This is a genomic window from Variovorax sp. MHTC-1 (genome assembly GCF_003984645.1).
In the GTDB taxonomy this organism is placed as follows: Bacteria; Pseudomonadota; Gammaproteobacteria; order Burkholderiales; family Burkholderiaceae_C; genus Variovorax.
This window is the reverse complement of record NZ_RWKI01000006.1, coordinates 65,671-82,009: the sequence shown is the minus strand read 5'-3', so window position 1 is coordinate 82,009 and position 16,339 is coordinate 65,671. Positions and strand designations below refer to the sequence as shown.

Genomic DNA, 16,339 nt, shown 5'->3' with positions numbered 1-16,339 from the left:
TTGATATGAACGCTTCCGGCCTAACATCGGGTGCATGAGCAGTACCCACTTCGGTTTCGAGACGGTCGAGGAAAGCGACAAGGCACAGCGCGTGCGCGGCGTGTTCGACTCGGTCGCGACTCGCTACGACCTCATGAACGACCTGATGTCGGCGGGCCTGCATCGCGCGTGGAAGTCCTACACGGTCATGGTCGCGAACGTGGGCGAGGGCTCGAAGGTGCTCGACATCGCGGGCGGCACCGGCGACCTCGCGCTGGCCTTCGCGAAGAAGGTGGGCGCCAGCGGCGAGGTGGTGCACACCGACATCAACGAAGCCATGCTGCGCACGGGCCGCGACCGGCTCCTCGATGCCGGCGTCGCGCTGCCCACGCTGGTATGCGATGCCGAGAAGTTGCCCTTTCCGGACGATCACTTCGATGTCGTGAGTGTCGCCTTCGGTCTGCGCAACATGACGCACAAGGATCTTGCGCTGAAGGAAATGAACCGCGTGCTCAAGCCGCGCGGCAAGCTGCTGGTGCTCGAATTCTCCAAGGTCGCCAAGCCGCTTTCCAAGGTTTACGACTGGTATTCGTTCAAGGTGCTGCCGCTCCTCGGCAAGGTGGTGGCGGGCGACGATGCAAGCTACCGCTACCTGGCCGAGTCGATCCGGATGCATCCCTCGCAGGAGGAGCTCAAGACCCTCATGAAAGAGGGCGGTTTCGGACATGTGGACTATCACAACATGACCGGTGGCGTCGTTGCCCTGCATGTTGGAATCAAGTGCTGATGAAGAAATTTTTTGCCGAAAGAGGAGACGTCATGAAAAGTTTTTGGTCCGTTCTGCTGGTGTGTGCGCTGGCGGCCGTAAGCATCGATGCCGACGCACGCCGCCTTGGCGGCGGAAAGTCGATCGGCAAGCAGTCGGGCAACGTGACGCAGCGTGAAGCCGCGCCCACCGCGCCTGCCACGCCCGGCGCCCCTGCACAGAACGTGAACAGCGCCGCTGCCAAGCCGGCGGCGGCCGCGCCCGCTGCGGCGGCACCCAAGCGTCCGTGGGCCGGCATGCTCGGCGGTCTGGCTGCGGGCCTCGGCCTGGCGTGGCTTGCGCACTCGCTCGGCCTGGGCGCAGCCTTCGGCAACATCCTGCTGATCCTCCTGCTCGTGGTCGCTGCGGTGGTCGTGTGGCGCATCTTCGCGGCGCGTTCGCGTGCCAACGGCGCATCGCGCAGCGGCGGCTTCGCCTTCCAGGGCGCGGGCCATCCCGCCAATGCGAGCGCGCCTTCGCAGTACAGCCCGAACAACGTCGGCAACGACGCTTCCGCCCGTCCTTGGGAGCACAACGCGACGGCCTTCGATGCCAGCCCGGCGCAGCAGCCCGATCACCCGGCCGAGCGCAGCACCGGCGGTTCGTCGATGGCAGGCGCAGCGGCGGCCGGCGGCAGCCTGATCGGTTCCGCCTTGGGCGGCTCTCAGTCCTGGGGCATTCCGGCCGGCTTCGATGTCGACGGCTTCCTCGCTGCCGCCAAGCGCAACTTCGTGACCCTGCAGGACGCCTGGGACCGGACGGACATCGGCACCCTGCGTTCGATGATGACCGACGGCATGGTCGGCGAAATCCGCCAGCAGCTGGCCGAGCGCGAGAACCACACCGGCGGCCAGCCGAACAAGACCGAGGTCGTGATGCTGGATGCCAAGCTGCTGGGCATCGAGGAACTGCCGGATGCCTACCTGGCCAGCGTGGAGTTCTCCGGCATGATCCGGGAGGACGTGTCCTCCGGACCGAGCCCCTTCCGCGAAGTCTGGAACATGACCAAGCCGACCAGCGGCACGAGCGGCTGGCTGGTAGCGGGCGTGCAAGCCCTTCAGTAAGAGAGACCTACCCGGCGGCCGCCGCCGGGCGGCCCCAAGGCGAGCCGCGCCTCCCCCTCGGGGGTGGAGTTACACGAAGCGAGCGCAGTGAAAAGCCGGGGGGCAAATAGTTCATCGGGAATAATGGGGACATGGTCACACCATCGTCCCCATTTTCTTTTCTCGACGACTTCGTCAACCGCGCAAGCAGCCGCCTGCAGCCGCCGGATTGGGTCGTCCATGAGGTTCAGCACCGCGCCGTGCTCTTTCTCAACCATGTGCTGCAGCAGGAACCCGAGGCCCAGCAGCGGCTGATGCGCCAGCAGGGGCGGGTGGTCCAGTTCGAATGGCGCTTCGTCACGATGAAGTTCGTGGCCACGCCGGCCGGCCTGCTCGACCTGGCGCCGCCGGATGCCGTCTCCGAGCTCACGCTCGCTGTAACCGAGCAGTCCCCTTTCGGCCTCGCGCGGGCCGCGTTCCGCGGCGACAAGCCTCCCGTACGCATCGAGGGCGACGTGCAACTGGCGGCCGAGGTCAACTGGCTGGTCGACCACGTGCGCTGGGACGTGGAGGACGACCTAGCGCGCCTGATCGGCGACGTTCCCGCGCACACCATCGCCACCGGCGCCCGGCGCGTGGTGGCGGCGCTGCGGCAGTTCGTCGGTGAGCGCGGCGGCAAGGCCGCCGGGCCCGCAGGCCCCGAATGAGGCGTTTCTACCGCGGCATCGTCATCGTCCTGGTCGCGCTGCGCTACGGCCTCGACGAGCTCGTGCTCACGAGCTTCCAGAAACCCTGGCTGCGCGTTGTGGCGCGTATCGTCTCGACCGGCCGCAACCTCGAGGCGCCGCGCGGCCAGCGCCTGCGCGAGGCGCTGGAGAGCCTGGGGCCGATCTTCGTGAAGTTCGGGCAGGTGCTGTCGACGCGGCGCGACCTGCTGCCGTCCGACATCGCGGACGAGCTGGCCTGGCTGCAGGACCGCGTGCCGCCCTTCGATTCGAAGGTCGCGATCGCGACCATCGAGCGCGCCTTTCGCCGGCCGGTCGGCGAAATCTTCGTGCAGTTCGACGAGACGCCGGTGGCCAGCGCCTCGATCGCGCAGGTGCATTTCGCAACCATCCGCGATTCCGGCGGTGTAGTGCGCGAGGTCGCGGTGAAGGTGCTGCGGCCCGGCATGCGCGGCGTGATCGAGAAGGACCTGGAGCTCATGGCCATGATGGCCGCCTGGGTGGAGGGATTGTCGACCGATGCCAAGCGGCTCAAGCCGCGGGAGGTGGTCGCAGAGTTCGACAAGTACCTGCACGACGAGCTCGACCTGGTGCGGGAGGCGGCCAACGCCGCCCAGTTGCGGCGCAACATGAGCAAGCTCGAACTGGTGATGATTCCCGAGATGCTCTGGGACTTCTGCCATCCCGAAGTGATCGTGATGGAGCGCATGAAGGGCGTGCCCATTGCTCAGCTCGACCGCCTGCGGGCGGCCGGGGTCGACATCCCGAAGCTGGCGCGCGACGGCGTCACCATCTTCTTCACGCAGGTGTTCCGCGACGGCTTCTTCCATGCCGACATGCATCCGGGCAACATCCAGGTCAGCCTGGATCCGGCCACTTTCGGGCGCTACATCTCGCTGGACTTCGGCATCATCGGCACGCTGACCGAGTCCGACAAGGAGTACCTGGCGCAGAACTTCGCCGCTTTTTTCAGGCGCGACTACAAGCGCGTGGCCGAGCTGCACCTCGAGAGCGGCTGGGTGCCGGAGGGCACGCGCATCGATGAGCTCGAAGCGGCGATCCGCACCGTGTGCGAGCCTTACTTCGATCGGCCGCTGAAGGAAATCTCGCTCGGCATGGTCCTGATGCGCTTGTTTCAGACCTCGCGCCGCTTCCATGTCGAGATCCAGCCGCAGCTGGTGCTGCTGCAGAAGACCCTGCTCAACATCGAGGGCCTGGGCCGCCAGCTCGATCCCGATCTCGACCTCTGGCACACGGCCAGGCCCTTCCTCGAGAGGTGGATGAGCGACCAGATCGGTCCGCGCAAGCTGCTGGAACAGTTGCGCGCCGAGGCGCCCCGCTATGCCAAGCTGCTGCCCCAGCTCCCTCGGCTTCTGCACGATTTCCTGGAAAATCGGCCGGCCGACCACCGGCGCGAACTGCTCGAATTGCTGGCCGCTCAAAGGCGGACTAACCGGCTTCTGCAGGCCATCATCTACGGTGGCATAGGTTTTGTATTGGGGTTGATCGCGATGCAGGTGCTGGTGCGCGTGCGTCTTTTCTGAAAGGAGATTCCGTCGTGCTGCTGACCCTGGTCATCATCTACCTGCTGTTCACGATCGCCATCGGCCTGTATGCGGCCAAGCGCGTGAAGAACACCACCGACTTCGCGATCGCCGGGCGCAATCTGCCGCTCTACATGATCGTCACCACGACCTTCGCCACTTGGTTCGGCTCCGAAACGGTGCTCGGCATCCCGGCCAAATTCATCGAAGGCGGCCTGAACGGCGTGATCGAGGATCCGTTCGGCGCCGGCACCTGCCTGATCCTGGTCGGGCTCTTCTTCGCCGGCAAGCTCTACCGCATGACGCTGCTCACCATCAGCGACTACTACCGCGAGCGCTTTGGCCGCACGATCGAGATCGCCTGTTCGCTGATCATCATGCTGAGCTACCTCGGCTGGGTTTCGGCGCAGGTCACGGCGCTGGGGTTGGTGTTCAACCTGCTGTCGGGCGGCGTCATCAGCATCCCGATCGGCATGGTGATCGGCGTGGTTTCGATCCTGGCCTACACGCTCTTCGGCGGCATGTGGTCGGTGGCGGTGACCGACTTCATCCAGATGATCATCCTGGTCCTGGGCCTGGCGGTGATCGCCATGTTCGCCGGCAACATGGCCGGCGGCGCCGACAAGGTCATCGCCTTCGCTTCCAGCAAAGACCTGTTCCGGTTCTGGCCGGAGCCGACCTTCAAGGACATCATCTTCTTCTTCGCGGCCGCGATCACCATGATGCTGGGCTCGATCCCGCAGCAGGACGTGTTCCAGCGCGTCATGTCGGCCAACAGCGTGAAGGCCTCGACGCGCGGGCCCGTGATCGGCGGTATCGCGTACATCCTGTTCGCCGCCGTGCCGATGTTCCTGGTCGCAAGCGCGCTCCTGATCATGCCGGAGCAGACCGCCACGCTGCTGCAGGAAGACGCGCAAAAGGTGCTGCCCACGCTGGTGCTCGAGAAGATGCCCTTCGTGATGCAGGTGTTCTTCTTCGGCGCGCTGCTCTCGGCCATCAAGTCGACGGCCTCCGCCACCCTGCTGGCGCCGAGCGTGACGTTCACCGAGAACATCTGGCGCCAGTTCCGTCCGGCGGGCAGCGACAACTCCAACCTGATGACGATGCGCATCACGGTGCTGCTCTTCAGCGCCGCGGTGCTCGCCTATGCGATCCGCATGCAGGGTACGCCGATCTACGAGCTGGTCTCCGGCGCCTACCAGGTGCCGCTGGTGGGCGCCTTCGTGCCGCTGGTCTGCGGCCTGTACTGGCAGCGCGCGACGACGCAGGGCGCCATCGCGGCGGTCGTGCTGGGCATCGGGGTCTGGCTGCTGTTCCTGGCCATGCCCTGGGGCGAGCAGTTCCCGGCGCAGCTCGCCGGTGTGCTGGCTGCTTTCGCCGGCATGTTCGCGGGCTCGCTGGCGCCGCAGTGGGTCTCCGACACACGCACGCCGCACCGGCCGCTGGCTGTCGACCCGGCCTGAGCGGGGAGGGGCGGCGCTTATAATCGAGAGCTTTGCGAGCGGCCGCCGGCCGCTGATGCGTCCCCCAACCCATGCCTATCTACGCCTACAAGTGCAGCGCCTGCGGCTTTGCCAAGGACGTGCTGCAGAAACTGTCCGATGCGCCCTTGACGGAGTGCCCGAATTGCCACGCCAGCGCGTTCGGCAAGCAGCTCACCGCTGCCGGCTTCCAGCTCAAGGGATCGGGCTGGTATGTGACCGATTTCCGCGACGGCGCAGGCAACAAGAAGGGCGCTGACAAGGGCGCCGGCGACGCAGGCGCGCCGGCCGACGGGGCTGCCGCCAAGCCGGCCGAAACCTCGGGCGCGCCGGCGGCCGCTACCCCTGCCGCATCTGCCGCATCTCCCGCACCGGCCCCGGCGCCCGCCGCCAAGAGCGACTGACTTGAGCCGATCGACCATGCTCGCGCTGCGCAAATGGCTGCTTTCCGGCTTGCTGGTCATCGTGCCGCTGGTCATCACGCTCGGCGTGCTGAACTGGATCATCGGCACACTCGACCAGACGCTGTGGCTGCTGCCGGAAGCGTGGCAGAAGTGGCTGTACGACCATAAGGTGCGCGGCCTGGGCGTGCTCTTGACGCTGGCGATCCTGCTGGCGGTCGGCGCGATCGCCAGCAATTTCGTGGGCAAGCGCCTCCTGGGATGGGGCGACGCCGTGGTGCGCCGCATTCCGGTGGTCCGCTCGATCTACTCCAGCGTCAAGCAGGTATCGGACACGCTGTTCTCTGAGAACGGCAATGCCTTCCGCACCGCGGTGATGGTGCAATGGCCGCGCGAAGGCGTGTGGACCATCGCGTTCGTGACCGGTGCGCCCGGCAGCGACGTGGTGGAGCACCTCGGCGGCGGCGACTACCTCAGCGTCTACGTGCCGACCACGCCCAACCCGACGGGCGGCTATTTCGTGATGCTCAAGCGCAGCGACTGCATCGAACTCAAGATGAGCGTGGACGACGCGCTCAAGTACATCGTGTCGATGGGCGTGGTCGTTCCCGGCGGCCCCGCAACCATCGCGATCAAATAAAACGCGCCACTGTCGGCGCCGGAATCCACCTATGGCCATGCGTTCTCACTACAGCGGTCTCGTGACCGAAGCCCTGCTGGGCCAAACCGTCACCCTGTGCGGGTGGGTCAACCGCCGCCGCGACCATGGCGGCGTGATCTTCATCGACCTGCGCGACCGCGAAGGCTACGTGCAGGTAGTGTGCGATCCCGATCGCGCCGCCACCTTCGCCACGGCCGAAGGCCTGCGCAACGAGTTCTGCGTACAGGTCACAGGCCTGGTTCGCGCGCGGCCCGAGGGCACGGTCAACGAGAGCCTGAAGAGCGGCAAGGTCGAAGTGCTGTGCCAGGAGATGAAGGTGCTCAATCCTTCCGTCACGCCCCCCTTCCTGCTGGACGACGACAACCTCTCGGAAACCACCCGCCTCACGCATCGCGTGCTGGATCTGCGCCGCCCAGCGATGCAGCGCAACATGATGCTGCGCTACAAGGTCACGATGGAGGTGCGCAAGTTCCTCGACGCCAACGGCTTCATCGACATCGAGACGCCGATGCTCGGCAAGTCCACGCCCGAAGGCGCGCGCGACTACCTGGTGCCGAGCCGCGTGCACGACGGCTGCTTCTTCGCGCTGCCGCAGTCGCCCCAGCTCTTCAAGCAGCTGCTGATGGTGGCCGGCTACGATCGCTACTACCAGATCGTCAAGTGCTTCCGCGACGAAGACCTGCGCGCCGACCGTCAGCCCGAGTTCACGCAGATCGACATCGAAACCTCGTTCATGGCCGAGGAAGAGATCCGCGAGATGTTCGAAGGCATGATCCGCAAGGTGTTCCGCGCGGCGGCCGAGGTTGAACTGCCGCCGTTCCCGGTCATGAGCTATGCGGACGCGATGTTCAAGTACGGCTCCGACAAGCCCGACCTGCGGGTCAAGCTCGAGTTCACCGAGCTGACCGACGTGATGCGCAACGTCGAATTCAAGGTCTTCGCGCAGGCCGCCGGCACCCCAGGCGGCCGCGTGGTGGCGCTGCGCGTGCCCGGCGGCGGCGCCGAGGGCGGCTTGTCGCGCGGCGACATCGATGCCTACACCGAGTTCGTCAAGATCTACGGCGCCAAGGGCCTGGCCTACATCAAGGTCAACGACGCGTCGCAGGGGCGCGAGGGCCTGCAGAGCCCGATCGTCAAGAACCTCAACGATGCTTCGCTGGCGGAAATCATCGCGCGCACCGGCGCGCGCGACGGCGACATCCTGTTCTTCGGCGCCGACAAGGAAAAGATCGTCAACGACGCTATCGGCGCGCTGCGCGTGAAGATCGGCCACAGCGCCTTCGGCCGCAAGAACGGCCTGTTCGAGGACCGCTGGGCGCCGCTGTGGGTGGTCGACTTCCCGATGTTCGAGTTCGACGAGGAAGGTCAGCGCTGGTCGGCCGTGCACCATCCCTTCACCGCGCCCAAGGACGGTCATGAAGACCTGATGGACACCGCGCCCGACAAGTGCATCGCCAAGGCCTACGACATGGTGCTCAACGGCATCGAGATGGGCGGCGGCTCGGTGCGTATCCACCGCGAGGAGGTGCAGAGCAAGGTGTTCCGCGCGCTCAAGATCGGCGCAGAGGACGCCCAGAACAAGTTCGGCTTCCTGCTCGATGCGCTGCAGTACGGCGCACCGCCGCACGGTGGCATCGCGATCGGCCTGGACCGGCTGGTGATGCTCCTGAGCGGCGCGGAGTCGATTCGCGACGTGATCGCCTTCCCCAAGACCCAGCGCGCGCAGGACCTGTTGACGCAGGCGCCGAGCCCGGTCGACGAGAAGCAGTTGCGCGAGCTGCACATCCGGTTGCGCAACGTGCACAACGTTCTCTGAGAGAGCCGGAGCGCAAAGGCATGAGCCGCCGGGCCGCTCCCAACGCGAATACCGAAGCGCGCGGCGCGAAGGTTGGCGAGTGAGCGGGCGGCCCTGGAAGATTCCCGAGTCGGTGCTGGTCGTGATCCACACGCCGGCGCTCGACGTGCTGCTGATCCAGCGTGCCGACGTGGATGACTTCTGGCAGTCGGTCACGGGCAGCAAGGACCTGGCCGAAGAGCCGCTCGCGCTGACCGCGGCGCGCGAGGTGGCCGAGGAGACCGGCATAGATTGCGGCGAAGGCAGCGCGCTCGCCTCGCAGCTTCGCGACTGGCGACTGCAGAACATCTACGAGATCTACCCCCGCTGGCGCGCCCGCTACGCGCCGGAAGTCACCCACAACACCGAGCATCTGTTCGGCCTCTGCGTGCCCGAGCGCCTGACGCCGCGCCTGGACCCGCGCGAACACACGGCCTGGCGCTGGCTGCCCTACCGCGAGGCGGCCGATGCCTGCTTTTCCCCTTCGAACGCCGAAGCGATCCTGCTGCTGCCACAATTTGCGCAATGAACGCGCCGACCAACAGCATCCGGGTGGCGACCTACAACATCCACAAGGGCGTGCAAGGCATCGGCCCCGCGCGGCGCCTCGAAATCCATAACCTGGGCCATGCCATCGAGCAGCTCGATGCCGACATCGTCTGCCTGCAGGAAGTGCGCAAGATGAACCGGCAGGCCGCCGCCCGCTTCAGGCACTGGCCCGAGTTGCCGCAAGCCGACTTTCTCGCGCCCGAGGGCTACACGGCTGTCTACGAAACCAACGCCATCACGCGGCACGGCGAGCACGGCAACGCGCTGCTCACGCGCTGGCCGGTACTGCGCAAGACCCACCAGGACATCTCCGACCATCGCTTCGAACAGAGGGGGCTGCTGCACGTGGCGATCGATGTCGAAGGCCGGCCGGTGCATGCCATCGTGGTGCACCTGGGCCTCATCAAGGGCAGCCGCGTGCGCCAGGTAGCGCTGCTGCGGGAATTCATCGAGCGTGAGATTCCTCCCGGCGAGCCGTTGGTCGTGGCCGGCGATTTCAACGACTGGGGTGCGCGCATGCGCTACGCGATGAACGCCATGGGCCTGCGCGACACCGGCGACCTGCGCGGAGCGCGCACGCTGACCTATCCCTCGCGCCTGCCGGTGACCCAACTCGACTTCATCTACGGCCGCCAGGTCGAGGTGGTCGCCACCACGGTGCCGCGCGGGCCGATCTGGGCGCGCATGTCCGATCACCTGCCGCTGGTGACGGATTTCTTGCTATCAAAACAATAGCTCTGTGCGCAGGCGGGAAGCGCGCTGCAGGGTCATTCGCCCTCAATACATTCACTGTTAGGATGCTTCCATGCTAAGGAAAACCGACGCCGTAGAGCGGCCCGACGAGGGGGCCGATGATGAAGGCACGCCCGTATCCGTGAAGATACGCGAGCGCCTTTTGGCCGCCCGCAAGCGCTTCCATGCCAACGACAACATCGCCGAGTTCATCGAGCCCGGCGAACTCGAGCGCCTGCTCGACGAGGTCGAAGTCAAGATGAAGCATGTGCTCGAAAGCCTGGTGATCGACCTGGACAACGACCACAACACCGACAACACGGCTCGTCGCGTCGCGAAGATGTACCTCAACGAGGTGTTCAAGGGCCGTTACGTGGCCCAGCCCTCGCTCACCGAATTTCCGAATGCCGAGCACCTCAACGAGCTCATGATCGTCGGCCCGATCACGGTGCGCAGCGCCTGCTCGCACCATTTCTGCCCGATCATCGGCAAGCTCTGGATCGGCGTCATGCCCAACGAGCAGACCAACGTGATCGGCCTGTCGAAGTACGCGCGGCTGGCCGAATGGGTGATGAGCCGGCCCCAGATCCAGGAAGAAGCCGTGGTTCAGCTGGCCGACCTGATCCAGGAGCGCACGCAGCCCGATGGCCTGGCGCTGGTGGTCGAGGCCGAGCACTTCTGCATGCAGTGGCGCGGCGTCAAGGAGATGGACAGCAAGATGATCAATTCGGTGATGCGCGGCGCGTTCCTGAAAGACTCCAACCTGCGGCGCGAATTCCTTTCCCTTCTTCCCCGCCGGAGTTGAACGCCATGCTCGTACGACTTCTCTATGCGAGCCGCGCCGTCGATACCAGCCCCGGCGCCATCGAAGCGATCCTCTCGCAATCGCGCTCGCACAACACTGCGTGCGGCATCACCGGCATCCTTTGCTATGGCGCAGGCGTGTTCCTGCAGGCCATCGAAGGCGGCCGCATGGCGATCAGCGAGCTGTACGGCCACATTCAGCGGGATCCCCGCCACAAGGACGTGGTGCTGCTGCACTACGAAGAGATCTCCGAACGCCGCTTCGGCGGCTGGACGATGGGGCAGGTCAATCTGTCGAAGCTCAATGTCTCGACCTTGCTCAAGTACTCGGAAAAGGCGGAGCTCGATCCCTATTCGGTCTCGGGCAAGGTATCGCTCGCGCTGCTCGAAGAACTGATGGCTACCGCCGCCATCGTCGGCCGGCACTGAGTCGCGCGCGCGGCCGAGGCTGCATCGGCCATGCTGCTGCTGGGCTGCGATTTTTCGAGCGCACCGACTTGGCGCAAGCCCGTCGTGCTCGCTCTCGGGGCCGCGCAGGAGGGGGGCGTCCGGCTCTTGCGGCTCGAACGCTTCGCGTCGCTCGACGCCTGGCGCCAATGGCTGTCGGACACGCCCGAATGGGTCGGCGCCTTCGACTTTCCCTTCGGCCTGCCGCGCGAACTGGTCGTGCAGCTCGGATGGCCGCCGCAATGGCCGGCGATGATCGCGCACTACGCCGGCCTGAGCCGCACCGGGATTCGCGAAACCTTCGCTGCGTTCTGCGCGGCGCGCCCCGTCGGCGGGAAGTTCGCGCACCGCGCAACAGACGGCCCGGCGGGCTCCAGTCCCTCGATGAAATGGATCAACCCGCCGGTCGCCTTCATGCTGCATGCCGGCGTGCCGCGGCTGCTCGCGGCAGGTGCTGCCTTGCCGGGACTGCACGCGCCGGCCTGCGGTGGCATGGCACGCATTGCGCTGGAGGGCTATCCGGGGCTTCTCGCGCGCGAGCTGATCGGGCGGCGCAGCTACAAGAGCGACGATGCCGCTGCCCAGAGCGCACAGCGGCGCATGGCGAGGATCGATCTGCTTGCCGCGCTCGAAAGAGGTTCCGCGCGCCTCGGCCTGCGCCTCTTCCTCGGCGACGCCGAGCGCGATCGGCTGCTGGCCGATGCCAAGGGCGATTGCATCGACGCGGTGCTCTGCCTGCTGCAAGCCGCCTGGGGCGCAGCCCGCAAGTCGAGTGCCGGTCCGGGCTACGGTCTGCCGGCGGCGATGGATCCGCTGGAAGGCTGGATTCTCACCGCCTGAAGTCCTACAGCAGATCGAGCCGGCTTCGGCGCACGACCGCTGCTCGGGCTCGCTAGATTGGTTTTCAGTGGTTCGGTCGAACCACCGGTTCATCCCATCCCATCTTGCGAAGGAAGCGACATGAACAAGGACCAAGTGGCAGGCCGCGTCGATCAAGCCAAGGGCAAGCTCAAGGAAGCGGCCGGCAAGGTCGGCGGCAGCGAGAAGCTGCAGAGCGAAGGCGTGGTCGAGCAGGCCGGCGGCAAGGTGCAAAGCACCTACGGCGATGCCAAGGAGAAGGCCAAGGACGCCATCAAGCGCGGCGCGGACAAGCTCTGACGCTTATTCATTCGATCGACAGGAGTTTTCCAGATGATCCAACTCAATCCGACTTTCAAACGCGCTCCTACTTGGGTGGCGGCGCTGATGCTCGCGGGCGGCGCTCTCGCGCTCGGGGGGTGCAACAAGGGCAGCAACGAGACGGCGGGCGAAAAACTGGATTCCGCCGTCGCGAAGACCGAGCGGGCCGGCGCAGACGCCAAGGCCAAGACCGAGTCTTCCGCTGCGGGGGCGAAGGAAGCTGCGACGGACGCGGGAGCCGCTGTGGCGACGAGCGTCGACGATGCTTCGATCACGGCTGCTGTCTCGGCCGGCCTCGCGAAGGATCCCGACCTGAGCGCGATCAAGATCGACGTTGACACCAAGGGCGGGATCGTCATGCTCAAGGGACCTGCGCCGAACGCAGCGGCCAAGTCGCGTGCCGAAGAGATCGCCAAGAACGTGAAGGGCGTCAACTCGGTCGACAACCAGCTGGAAGTGAAGTCGTAGACGGCTCGCCTCGTCTCACTCGCAACCCAAGAAAAAGCCCGGGCGACCGGGCTTTTTCTTGGCTTGCCTGGGCTGCGTTCAATGGCCGAGCCAGTCCTTCAGTTCGTCGGCGTGCTCTTCTTCGTCGGTGAGAATTTCTTCGAGCATGCGGCGCGTCGTCGGATCCTTGTCGCCGACGAGCGAGATCATCTGCCGGTAGGTTTCGATGGCGATGCGTTCAGCCACCAGGTTGGCGCGCACCATGGCCTGGAGATCCAGGGCATCGTCGTAGTCCGCGTGGCTGCGGTCGAGCAATGTCCTGGGATTGAAGTCAGGCTCGCCGCCGAGCTGCACGATGCGCTCCGCGATCCTGTCGGAGTGGGCAGACTCTTCGTTCGCATGCACGAGAAACTCTTCGGCGATCGCCGGCGAGGCCACGCCGTTGGCGGTGAAGTAGTGGCGCTTGTAGCGCAGCACGCAGACCAGCTCTGTGGCCAACGCGTCATTGAGCAGCTTGACGATGTCGTCGCGCCACGGCCCGTAGCTGGGCGTCACGGCGCCGTCGTCGAGATGCTGAGAGGCCGCATCGATCGCGGCTTGGTCGAGCGTCAGATGCTCCGGGCGCTCCTTGATTGCCGTATTCATTCCGAATCCTTTCGTGGGGGGCTTGGGTTCTTGTGCATCAACGTCGTCACGATGTCTGCCACGTCCGAGGTCTTGAGGACGGCAGCGAGCACCGCAGTGATCGACAGCAGCCGCCAGGGTTTGGCCAGCACGATCAGCCCGCCGGCAGCTGCCGCCGCTGCCATCAGCTTGACCGGCTGTTCGCGCGCATAGCGATCCAGCAGCGGCCGTGCCAACTGGCCGACTGCATTGGCCGGATGCCTGCGCCACCACCGCTGCGTGACCCTGCGCGCCATCGATATCCACGGGACCTGGTCGAAGATGCCGGCGCGTCGTTGCCGCTGGGTGGCCGACGGCGTGGGTTCCTCGATCTCGGTTTCGCCGCCCTGGAGCTCATGAACAAGGGCGCGGCGCGAGATCGCGAGCCTCTGCTGCGGCGTCAGTTCGTGCCGTTCAACGGCCATGGCGTTCCCCCGCCGCGTGGAGCGCCCGCACGTCCGCGTCGAGCTGAGCCCTCAGCTCGTTGAAACCGTGAAACTCACTGGGGCGCGAAGCGACATAGGCCGACACGATGGCCACGAGCACCGCGACGCCCGGAACGATGACCAGCACCCAATGGAAGCCATGAAGTACGCCGAGCATGACGGCCATGCCGATCAGGCCCAAGGCAAGCATCGCGCTCACCGCCGCGAGCACGCCCGCGACAGCCCGCGCGATCAATCCGCGGCTCGCTTCTGCCGCCTCGTCCTTGATCAACGCCGCATAGTTGCCGAGGTGTTCGGCAATCAACCCCGGATGCCCGAGCACCGTGGAGAAAATGGGATGAAGCATGGTGCTGCAGGCAGCGGTGGAGGCGGCGGAATTTCAGATCAATAGTCGTCCCGGCTGCGGCGGCTGGCAAGCACGATCAGCGCCGTGATGGCGGCACCGGCCGCGGCGGCGACGAGCACGGAGCGAACCGGCTGGTCGGCGATGTACTTGCCGGTGACATCGGCAGCCTGTTCGAGGCGGCGTTGCGCGCGCGCGCTGGTCGTCGAGGCGGCATCGAGGCCGCGCTGCACCGCCTGCTGCACACGTGCCGCGATCTGCTCTACGGCGGGCTCTGCGTCGCGGCGCAGGTCACGGACCTTCTCTCCGGCGGCGTTCACTGCGTTCTGCGCGTAGGCGCGCGTGGTATCGATGGCGTCATTGGCGGTTTGGCGCGCCTCTTCGGCGATCTGCGAAGGGGTCTTGGTGGTCGTGTTCATGAATTGTCCTTCCGGGAGATTGTTGTAAGAAGCTGCTCATCGTAACGACGCTGTCATCGTCGCATCAAGCCCGCGATGAAGCTGGCGAGGGCCAGGACGATGAAGATCACGAAAAGTATTTTGGCGATGCCGACGGCGCTGGCCGCGATGCCGCCAAAGCCGAACAGCGCGGCGATCAGGGCGATGACCAGGAATACGACTGCGTAATACAACATGCTGAGCTCCTTTGGAGGATGGTCTCGTCGTTGTGAATGGCGGCCGATGGCGGCCGGTCCAGAGGTTGAAACGGTGTGGGGATTCACGTTAAGTGGGGGGGCGCCGCAGCCCTGTCAGCAGCAGCGGCCTGGGGGCGTAGGAGAGGGTCGAATCACAGCCGGCTGCTCTCGAGCAGCAGCGTATTCAGGCTGCCTGGGAAGAAGAAGCCGGGGAGGCAGGAAGCATCGCGCTCAGGCGCGTTCCCTGGCCGGGCGCCGACGAAACGGTGAGCCTTCCCTTGGCGGCCTCGACGCGATGCCGCATGCCTGCCAAGCCGTGGGCCGAAGGCCGGGTGCTGCGGATGTCGAAGCCCTTGCCGTTGTCGGCGACTTCCACGATCACGTGGTTGCCGTAGTTCTTCATGACGATGCTGGCTTCGCTCGCCTGGGCGTACTTGCTGATGTTGGTGAGGCTTTCCTGAACCATGCGATAGATGGTGAGCTGATCGGCTTCGTTGAGCGTCACCGGCTCGAGCACCATCTCGATTTCCATTCCCGAGCGCTCGGCGAATTCGCGGCCGAGGATTTCGAGCGAAGCGATGAGCCCGAGGTTGGCCAACGACGAGGGCCTCAGGTCTTCGATGATCCTGCGCTTGAGCGCGATGCCGCTGTTGAGGAGCTCGTTCAGATGCTGCAGCCGCTGGGTCGCGTCCGGCGAATCCGCGAGTCGGGACTTCAGGCGCGCCACGTCGAGCTTGGCCGCGGTCAGCAGCGAGCCCAGCTCGTCGTGCAGCTCGCGCGCCAGGAAGCCGCGCTCGCTTTCCCGCACCTGCTGCAGGTGGGTGGCGAGTTCGGCCAGCGTCGCGGTGCGTTCGCGCACCTCGTCCTCCAGTGCATTGCGTTCGCGCTGCAGCGCCTCCTGCTGCCGCTCGCCGGCCGAGCGCAGCGCATGGGTCTGGCGCAAGTACAGGTAGAAGGCCAGCAGGCCAGCCAACGCCACGAGCCCGATGCCGATGCGCGCGAAGTGCAGCGACTTCGCGATCTGAACCTGCCCCAGCATCAGCGCCTGGTTGCTGATCGAGATCAGTTCGCCGGCCTGCTGGCGGATAGCTTCCATCTCCTCGCGGCCGACGTCGGTCGTGATGACGAACTTCCAGGCGTCGTCGTTGCCCTCGCGTCGCAGCCGCACGCTCATGTCCATCTCTGCGAGCTTGCGCGCGACGTGCTTCGAGAGCTGGGCCAGGCGCGCGGTCTCGGCGGGCTTCCCGGTATAGAGCACCTGCAGGGCGGCCAGTTGACCATCCACCTGCTTGACGGCGACGTCATACGGCTCGCGGTAGCGTGCCTCCCCCGTCAACAGATAGCCGCGCTGGCCCGTTTCGGCATCGATGATGTTCTGCAGAAGCTGGTTGAGCACCAGGCGCACACGCTGTGCCTCGCCGACGTCGGTCAGGGCCCGGGTGGACTGGCGGTAGCCGGCCTCGTTGATGCCCACGAGCACGAGCGCTGCGAGCGTCGCTAGCGTGAGGCCGAGGGCCATCTTCGGGAAAGCTAACCAGCGCATGGGGTCTCCGCGAGGTGCGGACGGTTCAAATTCGGGAATAATCGACGTGGATCAGGGGGCGGCATGCCGCGACGCAAGA

Annotated in this window: 21 protein-coding genes; 15 read left to right on the top strand and 6 right to left on the bottom strand. The window is 65.9% G+C overall.

The window, feature by feature from the left end:
* Positions 1-34 precede the first annotated feature (34 nt).
* The 15 genes from ubiE (at position 35) to EJI01_RS12130 (ending at position 12,652) form a co-directional block, all read left to right on the top strand.
* Positions 35-766, top strand: coding sequence for a bifunctional demethylmenaquinone methyltransferase/2-methoxy-6-polyprenyl-1,4-benzoquinol methylase UbiE (gene ubiE, locus EJI01_RS12200; protein ID WP_126837387.1), 732 nt, complete (start codon positions 35-37; stop codon positions 764-766).
* Positions 767-798: 32 nt separating this feature from the next.
* A complete protein-coding gene (locus EJI01_RS12195; RefSeq protein ID WP_126837386.1) occupies positions 799-1,848 on the top strand; it encodes a Tim44 domain-containing protein in 1,050 nt (349 codons plus the stop codon).
* 131 nt (positions 1,849-1,979) lie between these two features.
* Positions 1,980-2,534: an SCP2 domain-containing protein gene (locus EJI01_RS12190; protein WP_126837385.1), complete on the top strand. Its 555-nt coding sequence runs from the start codon at positions 1,980-1,982 to the stop codon at positions 2,532-2,534.
* On the top strand, positions 2,531-4,096 hold the full coding sequence (gene ubiB, locus EJI01_RS12185; protein ID WP_126837384.1) for a ubiquinone biosynthesis regulatory protein kinase UbiB: 1,566 nt from the start codon (positions 2,531-2,533) through the stop codon (positions 4,094-4,096). Before EJI01_RS12190 ends, ubiB begins: the two co-directional genes overlap by 4 nt.
* Before the next feature lie 14 nt (positions 4,097-4,110).
* Entirely contained in the window at positions 4,111-5,559 is a 1,449-nt protein-coding gene (locus EJI01_RS12180) for a sodium:solute symporter family protein (RefSeq protein ID WP_126837383.1), read from the top strand.
* 71 nt (positions 5,560-5,630) lie between these two features.
* Positions 5,631-5,981, top strand: coding sequence for an FmdB family zinc ribbon protein (locus EJI01_RS12175; RefSeq protein WP_126837382.1), 351 nt, complete (start codon positions 5,631-5,633; stop codon positions 5,979-5,981).
* A 16-nt stretch (positions 5,982-5,997) separates the two neighbouring features.
* Positions 5,998-6,618 carry a DUF502 domain-containing protein gene (locus EJI01_RS12170; RefSeq protein WP_126837692.1) on the top strand — a complete coding sequence of 207 codons (621 nt, stop codon included), beginning with the start codon at positions 5,998-6,000 and terminating at the stop codon, positions 6,616-6,618.
* A gap of 31 nt (positions 6,619-6,649) precedes the next feature.
* A complete protein-coding gene (gene aspS, locus EJI01_RS12165) occupies positions 6,650-8,455 on the top strand; it encodes an aspartate--tRNA ligase (protein WP_126837381.1) in 1,806 nt (601 codons plus the stop codon).
* Positions 8,456-8,534: 79 nt separating this feature from the next.
* Positions 8,535-9,002, top strand: coding sequence for a dihydroneopterin triphosphate diphosphatase (gene nudB, locus EJI01_RS12160; RefSeq protein ID WP_126837380.1), 468 nt, complete (start codon positions 8,535-8,537; stop codon positions 9,000-9,002).
* Positions 8,999-9,757 carry an endonuclease/exonuclease/phosphatase family protein gene (locus EJI01_RS12155; protein WP_126837379.1) on the top strand — a complete coding sequence of 253 codons (759 nt, stop codon included), beginning with the start codon at positions 8,999-9,001 and terminating at the stop codon, positions 9,755-9,757. Before nudB ends, EJI01_RS12155 begins: the two co-directional genes overlap by 4 nt.
* Positions 9,758-9,827: 70 nt before the next feature.
* Positions 9,828-10,559: a GTP cyclohydrolase I gene (gene folE / locus EJI01_RS12150; protein WP_126837378.1), complete on the top strand. Its 732-nt coding sequence runs from the start codon at positions 9,828-9,830 to the stop codon at positions 10,557-10,559.
* Positions 10,560-10,564: 5 nt separating this feature from the next.
* Positions 10,565-10,987, top strand: coding sequence for a BLUF domain-containing protein (locus EJI01_RS12145; RefSeq protein WP_126837377.1), 423 nt, complete (start codon positions 10,565-10,567; stop codon positions 10,985-10,987).
* Between the two features lie 30 nt (positions 10,988-11,017).
* Positions 11,018-11,845 carry a DUF429 domain-containing protein gene (locus EJI01_RS12140; RefSeq protein ID WP_126837376.1) on the top strand — a complete coding sequence of 276 codons (828 nt, stop codon included), beginning with the start codon at positions 11,018-11,020 and terminating at the stop codon, positions 11,843-11,845.
* 120 nt (positions 11,846-11,965) lie between these two features.
* On the top strand, positions 11,966-12,163 hold the full coding sequence (locus EJI01_RS12135) for a CsbD family protein (RefSeq protein WP_126837375.1): 198 nt from the start codon (positions 11,966-11,968) through the stop codon (positions 12,161-12,163).
* A gap of 33 nt (positions 12,164-12,196) precedes the next feature.
* Complete coding sequence (locus EJI01_RS12130) at positions 12,197-12,652, top strand: BON domain-containing protein (RefSeq protein ID WP_126837374.1); 456 nt, start codon at positions 12,197-12,199, stop codon at positions 12,650-12,652.
* 78 nt (positions 12,653-12,730) lie between these two features.
* Here the strand turns inward: EJI01_RS12130 and EJI01_RS12125 are convergent, their stop codons facing one another.
* The 6 genes from EJI01_RS12125 to EJI01_RS12100 all read right to left on the bottom strand — a co-directional run bounded on the left by EJI01_RS12125 (position 12,731) and on the right by EJI01_RS12100 (position 16,260).
* Positions 12,731-13,276: a bacterioferritin gene (locus tag EJI01_RS12125; RefSeq protein ID WP_126837373.1), complete on the bottom strand. Its 546-nt coding sequence runs from the start codon at positions 13,274-13,276 to the stop codon at positions 12,731-12,733.
* On the bottom strand, positions 13,273-13,719 hold the full coding sequence (locus tag EJI01_RS12120; protein WP_126837372.1) for a hypothetical protein: 447 nt from the start codon (positions 13,717-13,719) through the stop codon (positions 13,273-13,275). The genes EJI01_RS12125 and EJI01_RS12120 overlap by 4 nt, the downstream gene beginning before the upstream one ends.
* Entirely contained in the window at positions 13,709-14,086 is a 378-nt protein-coding gene (locus EJI01_RS12115) for a hypothetical protein (protein ID WP_126837371.1), read from the bottom strand. The genes EJI01_RS12120 and EJI01_RS12115 overlap by 11 nt, the downstream gene beginning before the upstream one ends.
* A 38-nt stretch (positions 14,087-14,124) precedes the next feature.
* Positions 14,125-14,502 (bottom strand): hypothetical protein, encoded by a 378-nt coding sequence (locus EJI01_RS12110; protein WP_126837370.1) that lies wholly within the window; start codon positions 14,500-14,502, stop codon positions 14,125-14,127.
* Positions 14,503-14,555: 53 nt separating this feature from the next.
* The gene (locus tag EJI01_RS12105; RefSeq protein ID WP_093105850.1) at positions 14,556-14,717 is read right to left on the bottom strand and encodes a DUF1328 domain-containing protein; all 162 of its coding nucleotides are present in this window, start codon (positions 14,715-14,717) and stop codon (positions 14,556-14,558) included.
* A 184-nt stretch (positions 14,718-14,901) separates the two neighbouring features.
* A complete protein-coding gene (locus EJI01_RS12100; protein WP_260602425.1) occupies positions 14,902-16,260 on the bottom strand; it encodes a CHASE3 domain-containing protein in 1,359 nt (452 codons plus the stop codon).
* Positions 16,261-16,339 lie beyond the last annotated feature (79 nt).